The sequence below is a fragment of the Leeuwenhoekiella aestuarii genome, from assembly GCF_004104055.1.
Lineage (GTDB): Bacteria > Bacteroidota > Bacteroidia > Flavobacteriales > Flavobacteriaceae > Leeuwenhoekiella > Leeuwenhoekiella aestuarii.
The window spans coordinates 25606-44578 of the sequence record NZ_QOVJ01000008.1; the positions used below are offsets into that span (position 1 = coordinate 25606).

Annotated in this window: 15 protein-coding genes and 1 pseudogene; 5 read left to right on the plus strand and 11 right to left on the minus strand. The window is 39.5% G+C overall.

The annotated features are described in order from the left end of the window. Positions 1-7: 7 nt before the first annotated feature. From DSM03_RS15655 to DSM03_RS15665, 3 genes are all read right to left on the minus strand, one after another. Positions 8-3364: a SusC/RagA family TonB-linked outer membrane protein gene (locus DSM03_RS15655; protein ID WP_128763316.1), complete on the minus strand. Its 3357-nt coding sequence runs from the start codon at positions 3362-3364 to the stop codon at positions 8-10. A gap of 10 nt (positions 3365-3374) precedes the next feature. Further along, positions 3375-4490 (minus strand): FecR family protein, encoded by a 1116-nt coding sequence (locus DSM03_RS15660; protein ID WP_128763317.1) that lies wholly within the window; start codon positions 4488-4490, stop codon positions 3375-3377. A gap of 76 nt (positions 4491-4566) precedes the next feature. After that, entirely contained in the window at positions 4567-5172 is a 606-nt protein-coding gene (locus DSM03_RS15665) for an RNA polymerase sigma-70 factor (protein WP_128763318.1), read from the minus strand. Positions 5173-5518: 346 nt separating this feature from the next. Here DSM03_RS15665 and DSM03_RS15670 point away from each other — a divergent pair. Then, positions 5519-5846, plus strand: a pseudogene (locus DSM03_RS15670) (ATPase); the annotation flags it as partial. 186 nt (positions 5847-6032) lie between these two features. Continuing rightward, positions 6033-6620 (plus strand): hypothetical protein, encoded by a 588-nt coding sequence (locus DSM03_RS15675; protein WP_128763319.1) that lies wholly within the window; start codon positions 6033-6035, stop codon positions 6618-6620. A gap of 221 nt (positions 6621-6841) precedes the next feature. Here DSM03_RS15675 and DSM03_RS15680 read toward each other — a convergent pair whose 3' ends face one another. Further along, complete coding sequence (locus DSM03_RS15680; RefSeq protein WP_128763320.1) at positions 6842-6988, minus strand: RteC domain-containing protein; 147 nt, start codon at positions 6986-6988, stop codon at positions 6842-6844. Between the two features lie 458 nt (positions 6989-7446). Here DSM03_RS15680 and DSM03_RS15685 point away from each other — a divergent pair, with 458 nt between their 5' ends. Genes DSM03_RS15685 through DSM03_RS15695 form a run of 3 tightly spaced genes read left to right on the plus strand, consistent with a single transcriptional unit; the run spans position 7447 to position 11213 of the window. Then, on the plus strand, positions 7447-7959 hold the full coding sequence (locus DSM03_RS15685; RefSeq protein WP_128763321.1) for a T9SS type A sorting domain-containing protein: 513 nt from the start codon (positions 7447-7449) through the stop codon (positions 7957-7959). 6 nt (positions 7960-7965) lie between these two features. Beyond that, on the plus strand, positions 7966-8895 hold the full coding sequence (locus DSM03_RS15690; RefSeq protein ID WP_128763322.1) for a hypothetical protein: 930 nt from the start codon (positions 7966-7968) through the stop codon (positions 8893-8895). After that, positions 8892-11213, plus strand: coding sequence for a hypothetical protein (locus DSM03_RS15695; RefSeq protein ID WP_128763323.1), 2322 nt, complete (start codon positions 8892-8894; stop codon positions 11211-11213). The genes DSM03_RS15690 and DSM03_RS15695 overlap by 4 nt, the downstream gene beginning before the upstream one ends. Positions 11214-11268: 55 nt before the next feature. Here the strand turns inward: DSM03_RS15695 and DSM03_RS15700 are convergent, their stop codons facing one another. The 7 genes from DSM03_RS15700 to DSM03_RS15730 all read right to left on the minus strand — a co-directional run bounded on the left by DSM03_RS15700 (position 11269) and on the right by DSM03_RS15730 (position 18969). After that, positions 11269-12531: a WcaI family glycosyltransferase gene (locus DSM03_RS15700; RefSeq protein ID WP_128763324.1), complete on the minus strand. Its 1263-nt coding sequence runs from the start codon at positions 12529-12531 to the stop codon at positions 11269-11271. Next, a complete protein-coding gene (locus DSM03_RS15705; RefSeq protein ID WP_128763325.1) occupies positions 12501-13466 on the minus strand; it encodes an NAD-dependent epimerase/dehydratase family protein in 966 nt (321 codons plus the stop codon). Before DSM03_RS15705 ends, DSM03_RS15700 begins: the two co-directional genes overlap by 31 nt. Beyond that, a complete protein-coding gene (locus DSM03_RS15710; protein ID WP_128763326.1) occupies positions 13463-14014 on the minus strand; it encodes a WcaF family extracellular polysaccharide biosynthesis acetyltransferase in 552 nt (183 codons plus the stop codon). Before DSM03_RS15710 ends, DSM03_RS15705 begins: the two co-directional genes overlap by 4 nt. A gap of 4 nt (positions 14015-14018) precedes the next feature. Then, positions 14019-15203, minus strand: a complete 1185-nt coding sequence (locus DSM03_RS15715; RefSeq protein WP_128763327.1) for a glycosyltransferase — start codon at positions 15201-15203, stop codon at positions 14019-14021. Beyond that, positions 15200-16372, minus strand: a complete 1173-nt coding sequence (locus DSM03_RS15720; protein WP_128763328.1) for a glycosyltransferase — start codon at positions 16370-16372, stop codon at positions 15200-15202. Before DSM03_RS15720 ends, DSM03_RS15715 begins: the two co-directional genes overlap by 4 nt. 21 nt (positions 16373-16393) lie before the next feature. Beyond that, on the minus strand, positions 16394-17647 hold the full coding sequence (locus DSM03_RS15725; RefSeq protein ID WP_201740455.1) for a hypothetical protein: 1254 nt from the start codon (positions 17645-17647) through the stop codon (positions 16394-16396). 74 nt (positions 17648-17721) lie between these two features. Further along, positions 17722-18969 carry a glycosyltransferase family 4 protein gene (locus DSM03_RS15730; RefSeq protein WP_128763329.1) on the minus strand — a complete coding sequence of 416 codons (1248 nt, stop codon included), beginning with the start codon at positions 18967-18969 and terminating at the stop codon, positions 17722-17724. Positions 18970-18973 lie beyond the last annotated feature (4 nt).

Below are 18973 nucleotides of genomic sequence, written 5' to 3' on the forward strand. Positions count from 1 at the left end.
TATTTGTTTAAAAGCTGGTTTTAACCCCTACTGAAATCGTGCGTGCCTGCGGATAGGTAAAACGGAATTCGCGAATCCCATTGCGTCCCGCTGGCGATTTGTCTTTATACCAATAGGCTACATTAGATACATCTAGAAATACGGAAAGTTGGTCTAATGGAACCTTCAGGGTACTTACGGGAATAGTGTAAGTCAGGTTGATGTTGCTCAGTTTGACAAACGTAGCGTCATACAGGTATTTACTCATGTTTGCGGCTATAGGATTGCTGCTGCTCACTAAAGGCTGTAAGGCCGAAGTGTCTCCCGGGCCTCTCCAATAATCAAACGCATTCACCGAAAGGTTTCTACTCGTGGTAAAGTTGTACTGCGAGATCAGCTGGTAATCGGCCAAGTACTCCCCGCCTATTTGGTACGAACCGCGTACACTCAGGCTCAAACTGTTCCCAAACTGAAAACTGGTGCTGAAACCTCCATAGGCATCCGGCTGACTGTCGCCAATGGGTTGCCAGTTGGCTTCGGTGTATAAGGAGCGGTAGGTTGCAAGGTCATAAACCTGATCATTATACCGAATCATATCTCTTCCCGTTGCCGGATCGATACCTGCCCAATCCAGACCCCAGATCGCAGAGGTACTATACCCGATGCGTTGCGCCAGGGCACGAGCCGCGGTAGAATAATCACTTCCTAAACCAACCAGGTCGGTTACCTCATTCTTAAGGGTTGCAATATTAAAGCTGGTATTCCATTTAAACTTCTTGCTGTCTACCCATTGTATACGCGCGCTCAACTCCAGCCCGGTGTTGTACATCTGCGCAGCATTGAGTTGCAGGCTGCTGTATCCGTTTTCTGAAGGAATTTCACGCGAGGTGATCAGGTCTCTCAAATCGTCGTAATAGTATTCTGCAGTAAGCTGTAAACGCCCAAACAGGTTGATATCAAGTCCTGCATTGTACTTATTGTTACGCTCCCAACTCAAATTAGGGTTGGGTGCTGCACTAGGCGTTGCTTCCGTTAGGCCGTTATAGCCCGAGTTGATGCGGCGGTTGTACAAACCTAAGGCACGGTACGAACCTATACGCGAATTCCCGGTGCTTCCGTAACTGGTGCGCAGTCGTAAAAAGTCTAACCAGGGCGCGTCGTTCAAAAAGTTCTCTTTAGACACTACCCAGCTTAAACCGGCACCTCCGTTATAGGCGACATTACTGGCGCTTCCAAAGACCGAACTCTCGTCTCTTCGGAAGTTGGCTAAGAAGTAATACTTGCCCTTATAATCGTAATTCAACTGCCCGTAAAACGAAACGCGCGAGTTGTTATTAATGTCGGTACGGTAGGTTTGATTGCTGAAACGCTCATCAGCAACCGTATCGGGATCATCATCCTGCAGCGCATCGGCTACGGCATTGAGCACCTCCGGATTTGTAAATCCGGTTCCTGAAGCAAAGTCCAGATCGGTTTGCTCCTCACTCAGTTCGAGTCCGCCCAGAACATCAAAACCGTGATCGCCCCATTGTTTTTCATAAAACACCTGTGTTTGCCAGTTCCAGCGGGTGCTGTTACGCCCGTTGATGATGCGACGTCCCCAACGCGGATAGGTTGTTCCATCCAGCACAAAGCTTCCATTCCCTCTTCCGCTTTCATTAGCGCCTGAGAAATACCGGTCTTGCTCTTTTTCTTTATAATCCAAACCGAATAAAGACGAAATCTTCAAACCTTCAGTCACCTGATAGTTCACGTTAAAGCTTCCTAAGAGTCCGTAACTGCTATTGTCGTTTCGGTTTTGTGCGATGGCGGCTAGCGGATTGGCCACAGTGTTTACTCCGAGTAAGGCAAACGAACCGTCTTCGTTATACGGACTCAAGCGCGGTACAAAGGCATAGCCGTAATAGATGTTAGGTTGGGTACGTTTATCATAACTGGGAGAAAGGGATAAGCGAAAATCCAACTTCCCAAGGTCATACCTCAGGTTGATGTTGGCATTTACCTGTTTATTTTCATTCCCCATTTGCGGCTCATCGATATCCAGATAGGTCACACTCGCCCGGTAGTTAAAACGTTCTGAAGCGCCCGAAGCACTCAGGTTGTATTTGGTATATACGCCGGTCGTGTTTAAGAGGTCAAACCAGTTGGTATTTACCCCATTCTCCGGAAGTAACGTCCCCCGGGTATTGCGTAAAAATTCATTGCGCAGTTGGGTGTATTGCGGTCCGCTCAAATACTGAATCTGATTGATCGCTTCAGAAACCCCAAGCTGGGTAGAGAAATTGTAACGGGTCTTGCCGCGTTTTCCTTTTTTGGTGGTGATGATGATCACCCCATTGGCTCCATCGGCACCGTAGATTCCCACCGCAGCAGCATCTTTTAGTACATTGATGCTTTCAATATCTCCGGGAGCGATCTTAGACAGCGGATTGTTAAACGACTCTCCGGCAACCCCTCCCCCATCAAAAAAGCTATTATCTATCCCGGTTTCTTCTGTCATGATCACGCCGTCAATAATGATGAGCGGCTGGGTAGAAGTCCCCAGTAAGGAGTTATTTAATGGGGTTAACGAGCCTTGCCCTCTAATGTCAATTCGCACCGGTTCACCCACGCCCGAAGTATTCTCTATCAGTACCCCGGCTACCTGCCCTTCCAGCATTTTATCGATGCTTTCTGAAGCCTGCTCTACGGGTATTTCTTTATCAGTCACGGTAACTATACTTCCTACCACTTCCTCCTTTAGCTTTTGAGTGCCATATGACGAGGTAATCACTACCTGATCCAGTTCATTTTGCGCTTCTTCCATCTGAATGTCTAATCGGCTGCGTGATCCTAAAGTCACGAGTTGGGTTTTCATTCCCAGATAGTTTACCTCCAGCTGTAAGGCATTCAGAGCTACGGCCTGTACCAAGTACTTAAAGTTTCCGGCTGCGTCGGTCATCACTCCCTTTCGGGTATTTACCACAGTAAGCGTAGCGCCAGGCAAGGGATTGCCATAGGTATCGTGTACAGTCCCGGTAATCATTCGGCTTTGCTCTTGATTTTGTAAAGCCGGTTTTTGTCCTAAAATGATAATCTGCTTACCTTTTATCGTATACCGGTAGGGTAATTCGGAAAAAACAGCATCTAATAATTGAACAAGTTCTGTATCTGTAGGTGTTTTTTGTAAACTGGTGTTTAAAGTAATCTTACTGGTATTATATACAAAACGGTAATCTGTTTGTGCCTCTACCAAAGCTATCAGTTGGTCCAGACTTTGAGGAACCTGATCTATTTTAACCTTTATTTGTTGTGCTTGAAGCGTTGTAGAAAGACTCATTAAAAGCATTCCAAAAAAGAACAAGTGGTAAGGTAGGGTCCATACCCGTAGTTTAGTTTTTATCATTAGCTATAAATTAATGGTTGGTGTTAGGTTTGGTTAGGGTAATATGCTGACCATGGATCTCATACACAAAATCTGTATCCAACTGAAGTACTTGAAGGAGCTGCTCTATGCCTAAATCAAGTTTTACAGCACCGCTAAAGCTTTGCTGTGCCAACTGCGGATAATGGTTATGAATCTTTACATTATAATGCCGCTCTAGCTTTTTTAAGATTTCCGTACATGGCGTATTATCCAATAACAGCTCACCGTAAATCCAGGCGATTTCTTGCTCTATATTGCCGGCCTTTTTGGTAAACTCCTGAGTGTTTCGGTTATAAGAAGCCAACTCTCCCGGGATCAATACCATACCAGACTTGTGTATTTTATTTTGATGAAGCCCTACAGAGCCTTCTTCCAATGCGGTCTCAATAAAACCAGATTCTGCATAAGCCTTGACATTAAAGCGGGTGCCCAATACGGCTACAGTTAGGGGACCGGTATGCACCTGAAAAGGTTTTTGAGGATTTTTAGCTACATCAAAAAAGCCTTCCCCTGTTAAACGTACTTCTCGTGTTGCTCCAGTAAAGACATTAGGAAACTCCAAAGTACTTCCTGCATTAAGGTATACCTGAGAGCCATCGGCTAACAAAACTTTGTAGGTTTTACCATAAGGTACCGTGATGCGTTGGGGCAAAATCTGTGTACTGTCGGCACCTTTTTCGTATGTTATCTGTTGCGCAGTTGCTTCTGCTACCTGCATACCGTTAGCAGCAGTAATCAAGACCGGTTGCTCTTTTTTTAGGGTATAAGAGTCATCTTGTGATACCTCAAGTACAATGGCATTTTCTGTTTTGGGTTCAAATGCAGATCGCGAAGCATACCAGGTGAGTGCTCCTCCAAGCAACACTAAAAAGACCGCTGCGTATCTCCAAATTTTAGTCCGACTTTGTTTCGGTTTCAATTGAGGACGTTGATTCTTTAAAAGGCTGGCATCCATCTGAGCTTCTGAAGTAAGCGCCCAGGCTGTTTTCAGTTGTATAAATTCCTGTCTATTTCGAGGAGCTGCTTCAATCCACGCAAACAACACATCGACTTCTGCTTCTGTTGCTTCATTGTTGAAATATTTATAGAGAATAGCTTTATCCATTGTTTTAAATAGCAGGTTTGGTCTAAGTACAACTCAGAATCAGCAAACCCTATGTTAAATTGTGATTTTTTTAAGATTAGTCTAGAAAGAGTGCGATCAAAAAGGCAGGAAGGTAGTCTGAAAGTGCCTCCCGAAGGTGATTTAGAGCCCGTGTCATATGGGCTTCTACCGTTTTGATAGATATATTCAATTCGGTTGCAATCTCTGCGTTTTTTTTATACGCTACCCGCTTCATAGTATAGATAATTTGGGTCTGCTCGGGGAGTTGTTCTAAAAAACGCGAAACATTTTCTTGCAGTTCGGTAAGACTCAAACTGTCGTAATCCAATGCATTCAAGACTTCAAGATTCAGATTCTGTTCTTTTTCAGCCAATGCCACATTCCGGTAGTTCCGCACCACCTTCTCATGTTTGAGTACATTGAGACATTTAGACTTGGCTGCAGTATATAAAAAAGAGGGTATCCCTTCAGGCTTTTGAAGCTTTTCCCGATTCAGCCAAAGATTTATAAAAGCCTCTTGAGCCATGCTTCGGGCTTGCTCCTCGTCGTATACAAACTGTTTACAAAAGCCGGTGACAGCAGGATAATAGCGTTCAAAAAAGTGTGTAAAGGCCCGTTCACTTCCTCCCTTCAATTGAGAGAGAAGCAAAGCTTCAGAAGTATGATCAGGTTTAGGGGACATGACAGGTAAACTTAACTGCAAATATACTCATTATTTAGAATGAGAATAAATAATAAAGACTTTTGTACACCAGACTTTCAACGTACAATCAATATTAGTGATTTTTTTTTCAACTCCTTGTTAGGGAAATTGGGCATTGCTATTGCCGCTTGAGACTCTTTAATATAGCAAAATAGCCATACAAAAGACAAAGAGCTAACGTATTGTCATTTCAAGAGGTCACCCTGAGTTTGATGAAGGATATTTTTGAGAACACCTGTATTCAAGAATCTGCAATCAAGCCTCATCCTGCCGCATCTTATATTCCAACTTCAGGTTCAGCTCTTCCAGAAACTTAGTGCTGCTCCCCTGTCTTAACATCAGCTTTGTATTTAACCATTTGGGGTTTAAATCCGTTGAAGAATACGGCAATTCGAAATACTACCGTTTTTGATGATCTGGGCTTAGAACCGTCCGGTCGCTATTACGGGAAAGATCTCAACGTGATGGGTGAAGTATTGCTCTCCCGTTACCACCCCTATCTAACTGCCAAACGTAATCTAAAAACCCACGCCACTATCAATTTAAACGCCGGTGAACTTGAAGCTCTTTACAGCAATCGTTTACGCAACAGAATGCGGGAATTGTTTAATTTGGTGGCGTTTGATCGGGAGAGTAAGGATAAGCGGAAATAATATATTGTCCATTTAAATATAAGTAAATACTTATCTCCTTGTTTAAAAATTTACTTCGATCCATTTATGAATCAAGACTCGTAATTTATAAATTAAGACTTATTACCTTTTCATTAATAAGCTTTTAAGATTTCATTTGTAATACTTGGAAAGGGAATAGATTAATTAGACCATAAATTAAGAGAAATGAATAATAAAAACCTTTTTGTAATTATAGTATTACTTTTTGCCGTAAAAGCAAATAGCCAGAATGATTCTGGACCTAAATGGATATCACAGGTCTATGTTGACTTAAACGCTAGTAATAAAAGTTCTTATGAATATTATGATCTTGATAATAAGGCACGTGAAACTTCAATAAACGGTAAAGGTTCATTGGAATTGGTTTATAATATAGATTATAAAATTTTTAAAAAATTTGCTGCCGTAGGTATAGCCGGTATAGCAAATTATAACAATCCATCTTTTGCTTCATTTAAAACAGGATTAGGTTTCAAATTATTATATGTTGATAATAAATATCATTATTTGACTCTACAGTATGGTTATCTCACACCGTTTAATAAAAGTGATTTTAGAGAAGGTCATCAGATAAAAATTGGTCAAGTATTTGACGTAGCAAATCTGTTTAATCAAAGATTATTAGTCGGTCTTTATTATACTAATGATTTTTTCTACATGGAGAATTCAGAACCGCTAATTTCGAATGCAAGCAGATCTTTTTCATTGAATGCAAGTTCATTCGGGATTAGTTTGGGTATGAAATTTCAATAATATAGTGTAAGGGCCTGCAAAAAGCTTACTGACATCGCCTTCGCGCTTAGTAACATACTGTAAATCTTCAAAAAACACACAAGCACAGAGTTTTCATAACAGCCTTGATCAAAAAAACTACGACAAACCTCTAAAGAACAATTCACAATCCTCCCCTATCCCCTTTGCTTTTATATTACCAAAGTAATTGAACAGGTTCTAAGAGGAACTATAAGACTTAATCAAGCCTCATCCTGCCGCATCTTATATTCTAACTTCAGGATCAGCTCTTCCAGAAACTTAGTTCTGCTCCCCTTTCGGGCTTTGATTTCCCCATACGTTTTATAAACCCCATCCAGCTTAACATTAAAAAAATCCTCAGAGGCCAATACAGCAAAATAGCCTGTTACTTAACGTATTATTAGGAAAGTCGCATACTATGCTAATTGGTACAGCAGTAGTTATCTGATTTTAGAAGACAGTACGTATTGGATTCCATCCTGTTTGCCTTCGCTTGATCCAGCAAATATTGTGAAGTACAGTTCAAAAGTGTGTATTTCTTTTCAGACTATAAATCGGTGTCATGCCAAATTAATCGCTTGAAGCACCAAGATCAATCCAAACGTATACAGTTAATTTTTAAATACTTAAACCAAAACCTCAATTTTTAAGATGTATTTCTAAAGAATCTTGATGAGGCCCAGTTTTTTTAAGAAAGCTTAAAAAATACGATACAAAACATTTTATCTGATTTATATGTATTTCGTCGATTATTTATTGTTATTTTAGCAAAAAATTAAGAACAACTGCATTCTTAACCCTAGTCAACCCCAAATAAAGAATACTTATGAAAGTACTGACACCCCTTAAACTCATCTTTCTAATCTTTATATTCAATTTTCAAAATAATTATTCCCAAACTTCAAAAGGTTTGGATACACAATTTGTCAATATGGGTGCTTCAGGCGGCAATCTGAAAAGCGATAAGGGTTCTGTTTCTTTCTCAGTAGGCCAAGTGTTTTTTCATTACTTAAATAATTCTCAAACTACTATATTAGCCGGTGTACAACAACCGGTGGCTTCAGAAGTTTTTTTAGGAACTGAAAAACCAGAACATAATGTGAGTATATTAGCATATCCAAACCCCATAACCGATTTTTTAATACTAGAAATTAAAGATTTTAATAATCCTAATATCACGTATACCATTTTTGACCAAAACGGTTCACGCGTACAACACGAAGTAATTAAAACCGGAAAAACTAAAATAGCATGTCAAAGACTTCAAGCTGCTGCCTATTTTGTGATCATAATGAATAATAACAAACTCATAAAAACATTTAAATTACTTAAAACTTAAAAAAAAATGAAATGGATTTTGATAGGTATCTTGTCGCTTTTCATCCCGGTGGAAAGCTATTCCCAAACTCCAGAAAAATTAAGTTATCAGGCCATTGTTCGCGATAGCGAAAACAATCTAATCATAGCGTCGGAAGTTGCTATTAAAATCGATATTCTTAGTGGTTCTCCTGAAGGCAATAGTCTCTATCAAGAAACTCACTATACAACAACAAACGAGAATGGTTTAGTCACTTTAGAGATTGGTACTGGTACAATTAGTTGGGGTGGTTTTGATACAATTGATTGGGGGGCAGATTCACATTTTATTAAAACACAAATAGATCCTACAGGCACAGGAAATTATACGTTAACAGGGGTCACCGAGCTTTTGAGTGTACCCTACGCTTTATATGCAAAACAGGCAGAGACCATAACAGGTACAATCTCTGCGTCTCAGGTAGCTGGTTTAAATACCATCACGTTCTCTGAAGATACAGCTTCCGTATTTGATGCTTGGGATCAGGATGTTTCTGATGATTTTGACGGTACGTATGCTAAATTGACTGGAACTCCCGAAATTTACACCAAAACTCAGGTAGACAGCATGAAGATCGCCTGGTTAAAAGAAATTGATGAAACATACCTAACCAGATCAAAAATACTGGATTTCAGAGCTTCTAGAACCATTACACCCGAAGACATAGGTAACACCATATCGTGCACAGCTAGTGCTACACTTACGATTAGTAAAGGTTTTGACACTATGAAAATTGGAGACTTTATAAATTTAGAAGCACATAACGGTTCGGTATTAACCATCGCTACAGACTCAGGTGTAAAACTCAATTATACATCAGAAAGACCGGGGGTATTGAACAGTTATTCTGGCAATGTCAATTTCGGGTTATTGAGAAAGCAGGGGCCAGACTCCTATATAATTTCGGGACAGCAATGAAAAGAATTCTAGGTATTTTACTAGGTATTTCGTACGCAGCAGTTGCCCAAAATTATTATCCACTCCATAATATACCCAAACCGGCAAACACCTATACCTTAAAGGAGTCTTTAAGAACCAGCGCGGGGGTTTATACAGAAGATGGAACATTGCTTCGAACCCTCTGGAGTAATCTTGAAAAAAAAAGTGGAACTCATCGTGTGGTTTGGGATAGATTGGATGATGAAGGAAAACCGGTAAATGACACTACGACTACTATTAAAATTCTTGCTAATAAGGTTAATTACGAATGGAAAGGCATTATAGGCAATACTTCAAATACACATGGAGGGGACTCCATTTTCAATAATGCGCAAGTCATACAGGGCATGATTCAGGTGGGTGAACAACTCTACTATAACTGTGGTTATAATGAACATGATCCTGCTTTTGGAAAGTTTAAAATTAATAATATAAATAAAAAGATCCCGGTACTTTCAAGAATTCATTATGGTTTGGAAGTTCCGTATATCTGTGCAGACGAAAAAAGGATTTTTATAGGAGGTTTAGATATCTGGAATGATCAAAAACCGACAATGGTTTTTGCAATCAACATAGCCGATAATGCTCAGTACGACTTTTCCCATGGTTCTCAATATACCTTAGCTTCCAACCATAAGTATAGATCAGTAATCGGTAGGGTTCAAGGCGAAGAATCTCGAATTACAGGAATGGCAGTTCAGAACAATGGTAATTATTTATTCATAGCAAGAGGTAAGCTCAATAGCATTTCGGTATACGACAAAAATACAGGGCGCTTAGTCAATACCTTTACCGACTTTATAAATCCCAGAGAATTGAAAATTATAGGAAATCAACTTTGGTGTATAAACAATAAGATGATTGAGCAGTACACCATTTTAAACAATGGTTTTCTTGATAATCGTAATATTTTCAACAACACCATTAAAGAACCTTTGGCAATGGCTCTAAATAAAACGGGCAAAAATATTGCTATTGCCGACGGCGAAACCAATCAAATAAAAATTTTTAACTCTGCCGGTTCTCTGATCAAAACTTTAGGTATTTCGGGAGGGTATCGTACAAACCCCAATGTATTAGATCATAAATTTATGCTTATCAACCCGGCACAACCTGAGATGAAAACGTTTCTATGCTATCAGGATGATGGGAAGCTGTGGGTGGGGGATACAGGCAATTATAGATCGCTGCGTTTCAATACCGACTATACTTTAGACGATTTTATAATGTACCAGTGCTGGATAAGGTCTATGGGAGTAGACAGAAGTAATCCCACAAGAGTGTTTGCAAATTATCTAGAGTTCTCGGTGGATATCGAAAAAGGGAACTGGAAATTAGTCAAAAATTGGGCCGGTAATTTTAAAATAGAACAAGATGGGGAATACGACCGTCTAAAGTGGGTGAGTACGCTCAGCAATGGGAAAACATATGCTTTTCAACTTGCTACAAATGCCACTCAATGGGAAGTTGTCGAATTAGCAGACACAGGCTTGCGATATACGGGTATTAAAATTAAAAGAAGAACCCCTACAGCGACCCTGCTCCCAAATGGCAACATTCGCTATTTTGACGGTGAATTGGTCGTAAAGCCCAATCAGCCTCCACTCTACTGGAAAGAACGAAGTTTAACCGGTTTTGATCAAAATGACAATCCGGTATGGGGAGATTTAGAAGAAGTCGCCAATACAGGGATCCTGCAACCCAGTGACCCCATTTACAGGGAAACCATTAGCTGGAACTACCCCCCGAGAAATGATACTGAAAGTAACTTAATAATATCTTTTGAAGGAGGTTCAGCAGCACCTGATTATTCTTCTAACAAGTATCATCTGGGTGCAACGAAAAAAGGAGAAACGGGTTTTAAATGGAAAACAGCTGTAGGAACGGCCAGAAATTATTACGGTCCGTATCCCGAAGACGGGCGATACGATATGGGCAATGGGGTGCAATATCCCGGAGGAGTGATTCTGGTAGAAGGTAAAAATATATTTTGGAATTACCACGGTGAGTTTTGGAAACAAATGCAAACTAATATATTCACACACGTTTACGACAACGGCTTAATGGTTGGGAAATTTGGAGTTACCGGTGCAGACATCTTTAAAGGTAAACGCGTATGGGATCAAACCGGTGTACCTGGTATGGCCGGTAACAACCTTAAGGGAGATATTATTTCTTTAAATGGTGATTTATACGTATTGCATGGAGATGAAGGTTGGCACGGTGGTATCCACATTTGGAAAATAAGTAACCTAAACAGTATCAGGGAGTTTAACATACCCGTTGCGAAAAACTAAACTGAGTCAGTTCCTGACAATTGCTACAGGTGCCTTTTCATAACCCCTTACGCCTCTATAGCTGATCCAATTGAGTTCTTTCAAATCGTTTCATAATCGTATTGATGGCAAGAAAGTTTTGAGCATAATGTAGCGCATTCCCTTTTAATTGTTGATTTTTCTTCTGAATGGCATTGAGAAGACCATCCCGGAAAGCAATGGGATTCTCAGGCTCAACTACAATACCCATCTGATGATTGGTTACCACATTGTATAAACCTGTTCCGATATTTGCGGTTATCAAAGCCAGGCCACCTACCGATAAAATATTAGTGAGTTTGGAAGGCATTACCAAATCTCCAGCTTTGGCCTTTTGGATGACCAAATGCACATCTGCTATATTTAGAAATGCATTAAAGTTTTCAAGAGGTTGTAAGGGAAAAAAGTAAACATTGGTGATGTTCTCTCGTATGGTCATCTCTTGCAAGCGTAAACGATAAGGTCCTGTACCGCAAATTATAAATTTAATATCAGGATTTGACTGAACTGTTTTTGCTGTACTGAGAATCATTTCAAGCCCCTGCTTTTCACCAATAGCTCCTGAATACAGAATGATTTTATCGTGAGTTTCAAAACCATAGTTGTTCTTAATCTTTTGTATTTCACTTTCCGAAAAGGGATAAAAGAATGCTGTGTTGGTCCAGTTTGGAAAAAAATAAACTTCTTTTTCAGCTTTTTGTTTAATTTTAGATACCATTCCCTCTGAAATACTGCTAATTACATCCGTTTTATTAAAAATATACTTTTCTACCTTTAACAAACTTTTTATAATATTGGGAGATCGAATCATCCCGAGATCCTGTGCTGCTTCTATTTGCAGATCCTGAATGTGATATACCAATTTACCACCTCTCAATTTTTTATAATAAACCCCTAATAATCCCAATTGAAAACATGGAGCCACTGTAATAATAAGTTGAAATTTTTTACGGAATAGTAAGAGACTCAATTGTAAAAAAGCAGTTATAAAAAAAGAAACATCTACCAGTATGCGTTTGATTCCCGAAGGGTTTTCAGGTACATACATAGGGCATCTATATGTGGTTACACTTCCCCCAGAAGGATGATCTGTTCGTTCTTTAGTAAATTTAAATCTTCGCTTTACGTATGGCTCTTGTACCTCCCAATAAGGATAATAGGGGTATGCAGTGATTACGCTGCAATCATAACCTTCCTGCACGAACCAGTCTATCATTTCCCCACTATATTTACCTATTCCAGTAGGCTCAGGACTAAAATTATAGCCTATTAGTAAAATGCGTTTTGCTCGTGTAACCATTTAATTGTTTTTTTTACGCCTGCTATACGGGTATATGGAGCGTCTCCAGTTATTTTATATAAATTACCTAGTGGCAAAATATTATTTGTAGTCATGTTATTTAATCTAAAACTGCTAATAGGGAATTTAATCCCGGTCTTTATCAACAGATCTCCGGTGAGGGCCGCCAATTTTAATATGAAATAAGGAACTTTCCGTATAGGTCCTTTTCCCATAGCTATCGAGATTTCATTTCCCCATTCGGATATCGGTATTGGTGGATCATCCCCTAAATAATAGGTTTGGAATGCACTGGATTCAGAAATTAGTAACTGATGTATTTGATAGGTTGTGTTATCGATAAATCCATAGGTTTTAGTGCAAGCTTTACCAAAATCAAAATACTTCTTCTGAGAAACCACTTTAAAAAAATCTATATAGGGTATACCAAACCATGGCCCCCATATAGAGGTTGGTCGTATTAAGGTCCAGACATAATGAGGGTTCTGTATATTTTTCACGAGCTTTTCTCCTGCAACTTTGCTTTCTCCATAAAGCGTATGAGGTTTATACTCGTCGTAACTTTGGGGAATGTAACCGGGTTCACACACATACATCGACGAAGTGAAAAGGATTTTTTTCAATTTTGGAAGAAGCGCTGCCGCCGCTATAATATTTTGAGTTCCTTCCGTATTAGCTCGATAATATTCTGGCTGGGTTCCTTCAAGATCAGTAACCGCTGCAAGATGTATTATAGCATCGGGTTGAAACGCCATCAAGCTTGCTTTCAGCGATTCGAAATCTAAAATATCCACCCCTTTCCAATAGGAACGATGGGTATCTTTAAGTGGCGGTTTTTTATCAAGATTCTGTACTTCGTAGCCCTTAGAAATCAGACAATCAATTAAGTTTGTTCCAATAAATCCAGATCCGCCTGTAATGCTTATTTTTTTCATAGTATAATTCTGTCTTTAATAGGGAGTGCAGGAGTACCAACACATATTTTTGCCCCGGGTAAGCTTTTTAAAACACTACTCCGCGCCCCTACGATTGTTCCTTTTCCGATGTGTACTCCGGGTGCCAGATAAACGTCATTGGTAAGCCAACATTCATCTTCAATTGTGATCGGCTTAGAAAAAATATCAAATGTCACTTTATCATATTCATGGCCACCCGTGTTAAAATATACTTTATGAGCAATGGCTACGTGCTTTCCTATGGTGATTTCACCTAGATTATAAAGGACACATTCATCGCCTATCCAGGTATGATCACCTACTTTCAATTTCCAGGGATAGGTTATTTTAACGGTAGATCTTATAAGAACATCTTTTCCAATTTCAGCTCCAAAAAGTCGTAATAAAAATCTCCTCCAAGCAAATAAGAACTGAGGCGACCATTTAAATAAGGTTGCATTTACGATCCACCACAGTTGTACGATGTATTTAGAACGCCCTCTAAAAGATGCGGGCAATTGAAATAATTTCAAATTCTGGTAGTTCATAATATTAGGCAGTAGTAGGAATAATAAGATTTAAAAACCTATGCGTTGTAACAGAAACTCTAAAAAAATCTTCGTAGGTTCTTAGTGCATTTGTTTGCATTTGAGACTTGGTTTCTATTGAGCTGGTAATCCACTTCTTTAACAAAAGATAGGTTCCTTCTGGGTCATCATGTTCAGCAAAACCGCCAGCTCCCCTAACGATTTCCTTCCAAATATTTATTTGCTCAGAAATTAAAACGGCTTTTCCACACGCAAGAGCTTCAACTACCGCAATACCAAAATTTTCTTGATGACTTGGTAAAATAAACGCTTCACACCCATAAAATGCTCCCCATTTTGACAAACCAGTGAGCATTCCGGGAAACAGTACATGTTCCTCAAGATGTTTTTCCCGAACAAGTCTTATGAGTTGAGTTCCGTAATCTGAATCCTTTCCAGGACCGGCAATAATTAATAAAGGTAAGCTTTGATTTGTTTCATTAAATAATCTAGCATAGGCTTTGATCAACAAGTCTACACCCTTTTTCTCATGAATACGACTTAAAAAAAGAAAGTAAGGTTTGTCTTTGGGTACAGGACATAGTGCAGCAAAGGCACCTCGCATAGATGAAGTGAACGCCGGGGGTTGCTCAACTCCCAACCCTACGACAAGTTCTTGCTTGGGAGAATAACCCTTAAAAGAATGATGTGCCAGCTCTAGTTCTTCTTCACAGGTAAATAGTATTCCATCTAAAGTATTTACTACTTTTTTTTCAATTAACGACCAATACAAAATATTTCTCAAGGCTTTGAGTTTTCGTTCGGGTGCTTGTTGAAAATAAGGGTCGAGCATTCCATGCGGCATCAGATAAAAACGAATTTTAGAGTGCTGGTCCATACTAAGCTTTTGACGGTAACACACATATTGGGGGTATTGCCACAAACCGTGCACAATAACTACATCAAAACGTCTAATATTTGAAGCCAGCCAAGATTTAATTTTTTTAGAGTAACTCCAAGGATTAACAGTTTCTCCCATTTTATGGAGAGGAAAGCTATCCCTAAAATCAATAGCTGCATCAGGAATATCTGTACTCACTACTTCATTGTGTATATGCTGCTCTTCAAATCCTTTGATAAGGGTTCGTATAGCCTGACAAACACCTCCTCTTGTGGGATCCATTTTATCTACAACGTGTAAAATTTTCATGCTTTATAATTGGTGACAAGCGTTTGGTATATATTTTCAATTTGGTCTAAGGCTTCTCGAGTATCAAAGCGTTTAGCGTTACGTATTCCCTGTTCAATGAGTTGCTTACGGGAAGAAGCATCTAAATCTAAAATTTCAGTGATTGCCTTTGAAGATTCTTCAGCCCATTTTAGAATACGATCTTGTTGATCAGGCCTTCGGGGTATATAGCGCGCAGCCAAACCTCCCACTTCCGTCATCGGGGCCTCGCCAGTAGTTATCACGGGGCAACCTGAGGCCATTGCCTCTGCAATAGGCCATCCAAATCCTTCTGCTAATGAAGGATATATAAGTAGTTGAGCACAAGCATAGGACCACTTTACGGCTTCATCTGAGGCTGTAGTCCAGAAATAAATTGACGAAGCATAAGGTGAATGTTTTGCTGCATTTTTTAATAACTCATCGGGTTCGTGTCCGATTAAAAGTAAAGGGAATGATTTAGAATCCAGATCACGCCAGGCATTGTAAATTTCAATAACGCCTATCCGATTTTTGTACCATTGGTTTCCGCCTACGTGAAGTAAAAAACCTTCAGAAAGATCAAGAGATATCAATTTGTGTAGCTTGCTTAATAAACGCGTTTTATCTCCAGGTGCAAATGCTTGATTCAAGCCGTTATAAACCACAGAGGAAGAAGCCGGTATTTTAGCTAAAAAACGGTGAAGATCATTTTGAGTTTTCTGAGATACAGATATAAAATTCGAACCTCTCGTATAACCCTTGTGTATAAGGTATTGATAAAAGCTCCCTAAAATACCCGTTTTTTGATTGGGTATTTCGCTTTTAGCAGATTGTTGTGCTAAAAAATCATGACAGTGAATCACATTTATCCTATTTTCAACCAGAGGAACCCAAGGCCCCAAAGCTTGATCACTAAATACAAAGAGCACCTCGTCATCCAGAGCTTTCAACCGCTTTCGGACGGACTTGGGAAAGAAATAGAACTGATCTATATAACCAAAGTATTTTTTTAGACCAGATGTGGGTGCAAGTTTAAAGGCTTTGGGTCTAGGAGACCAGACCGAAACCTCGTGCCCCCGCTCTTTCATACCCTCAGCAAGCATTCTGGTAAATCGCGGCATACTCTGATGGTTTAAAAAATCAGGATGTGAAAAAAAAATGAGTTTCATAAATAAAAAATCAACAGATTATTAAGTATCCTCAGAATTAAAAGAAGCCATCAAAAGACCTCCGCTAAATACAGCAAAACCTAAAGCTGTAGGTTGAGCCCATTGCCCTTGAGGTACGTTCAAAAGAACAAAGCTGAGCATAAACCAAGGTAGACTAGAACCTGCTCTTAAAAATTGATAGGACTTCAGTGTCAGACTTAAACAAAACCCCAATCTAATGAGAATAACCAGAGATCCTAATAAGATACCCAGTTCTCCTATTAGTCTTCCCCATTCTCCTTCCGCGATTAAAAAACTTCGTGCTCCTGTAAGTAAGGTACTCCCTACGTTAGTTCCCATCCCCATTCCATAACCCCAAAAGGGCAAGTTAGGATCACTCGTAAATGAGGTGATGAGATCACCAAGATAACGGTCTATAAGAGTTCCTTCTAGACCGCCCTCAATATCACTTGCAGTATCAAAACGCGAAGTAAAGGCCTCTAAAGGTGCCTTCAGAAGTTCAAACTGACTGATCAAAAAGATAAAGCTGCTAAGAACAACTCCAATAATAAGTATTGTATAGGAAGGTTTAGATTTATCGATAAGCACAGCCACGAGTGCAAAAACTATGGAAATAATAACCGAAAAGAAAAGACCCCGGCTTATAGAAAAAGGGATAGATGCTGTTAAGGCCAAAGTAGCAAAAATCAACAGGATTCTATTAGCCCCCTGATTAAACCAAAAGTAAAGAACAAATACACTTAAAAAACTAAAAAACAAGGTATTACCATTTGTAAAAGAGAACGTACCTGGAGGTCTAAAGTATCCCAATGCTCCGCTAAATCCCGCTCCATCAGGATCTCCACCTACACCCCTATTTATCCACGCAGATTGTGGACTAAAGAACTGTAAGGTAATTATAATAATCATTGGGATTGAAATCCACAACATAACACGCCCAATCCGCATTACATCCTCTGAATTTAACACCCTACCCATTATAAAAATTAAAGGAAAATGAAGAAGTAGAATACGCGCTCCAAAAAGGATTACTGCAACATTTCCGTGTCCAAAAATTAAACCGGTTCCTATTCCTATTAAGGTGACTACTAGCATTGCCTTTAGATAGACAGATGGTACAATCTGGTTGTTCTTCCAAGCCACTGCAATAAGCCAAACAGCAACGGGATCACGTATGATTAGTAAGGGCGCTGAAAAACCGGGTAAAAACCACTTCCTTAAAGCTCCTTCAAAAATTAACAAAATAAAATAAATCCAGATACCTGTTTTTAGCAACTGATGACGATTTTCTAGGGTTGCAGGTATGGGTAAGTTGCTAAAACGTTCCACGAGAATATAAAAAATATAAACTAAATTGAAGGGTTCTGATCAGATGACAGTAAAGTTTGTGAAAGTGCCTCACCATACACACTCCAAGGACGTTTTCTAGCTGTTTCCAGAGCAGCTGCTCCTACACGTTCTACTTCATCTCGATTTTCAACAAGGTGCATAATACAGGTTTTTATAGCCTGTGCGGAAGCCGCTTCAATAAGCCAACCATTTACACCATCCTCTATTAAATCAGGGCCTGCCGTACGATCTGTAGTTATTACAGGGGTTCCTTGTGACATCGCTTCAGTAATGACCAATCCAAACCCTTCAAATAATGAAGGAAAAACAAGAACATCTTGTTCGCGCATAAGCTTCAATATGGAGTCATGAGGTAAAGAAGGAATCCAGTTATGGTTTAAAAGTGCAGCATTTAAAGCTTTGCAATTGTCAGTAACTTTAGCACCTACTAAAGTAAGTTCTACCAGCCCCCCTAAATTGGAAACCGCTTCAAACAAATAACTCAGCCCCTTTCGTTGGGATAATCCGCCGACAAATAATAATTTCAAAGGTGAATGTTTTGATTTAATTGGACGGTGTTCAGCGATCGGAGGGAAACCATAAGGTATAGTATGAATGGTACACAATTTACCAGGGTACATCCGTAATGTTTTTGCGGTAAAAGTACTGGCTACAAATATTTTAGTAGCTAGATCCAATTCATGATCCTTTCTTTGGAGTTTGGCTTCAGAATCGTTGAAATTGAGCAGCGTACTTCCCCATTCTGGATTTTTAATTTGTTCCTCTTTTAAGATTTTATGAGCCGCTCTCCAATAACCGATGGGCAAATCGTAAAAGCAAGATATTCCTTTTTTCTTAGCCTCTGTAAACGAAAGCAGTGCGCCATCTTCATAACAGTATACTCCATATAATTGAGCGTTATCTTTTTCAATAATGCGCGATACTTTTTGATCTAAATCACGATAAACCGCATCCACACTAAACATACCCTTTTCATGAACCGTTAAGTTTTTAAGCTTGCCTTTCAGGGCTAGTTGTCGGCCCGCTTCTAAAAAGGGGTACATCCGGGTTAGCGATTCTAATGCCGGATGAAAACTTCGACGTTTAAGTTCTCGAAAAACTTTAATTTCCGAAACTTTATCGAGAATGGTGTTTGGAAATACAGCGATTGTTGTATAAAACCTATAAACCAGATTTTTCTTCAAAAAACCTGCGATCGCCTCTCTAACATTGGCATTCGCAGTGGGATGTGATATTATGATTTTCATGGCT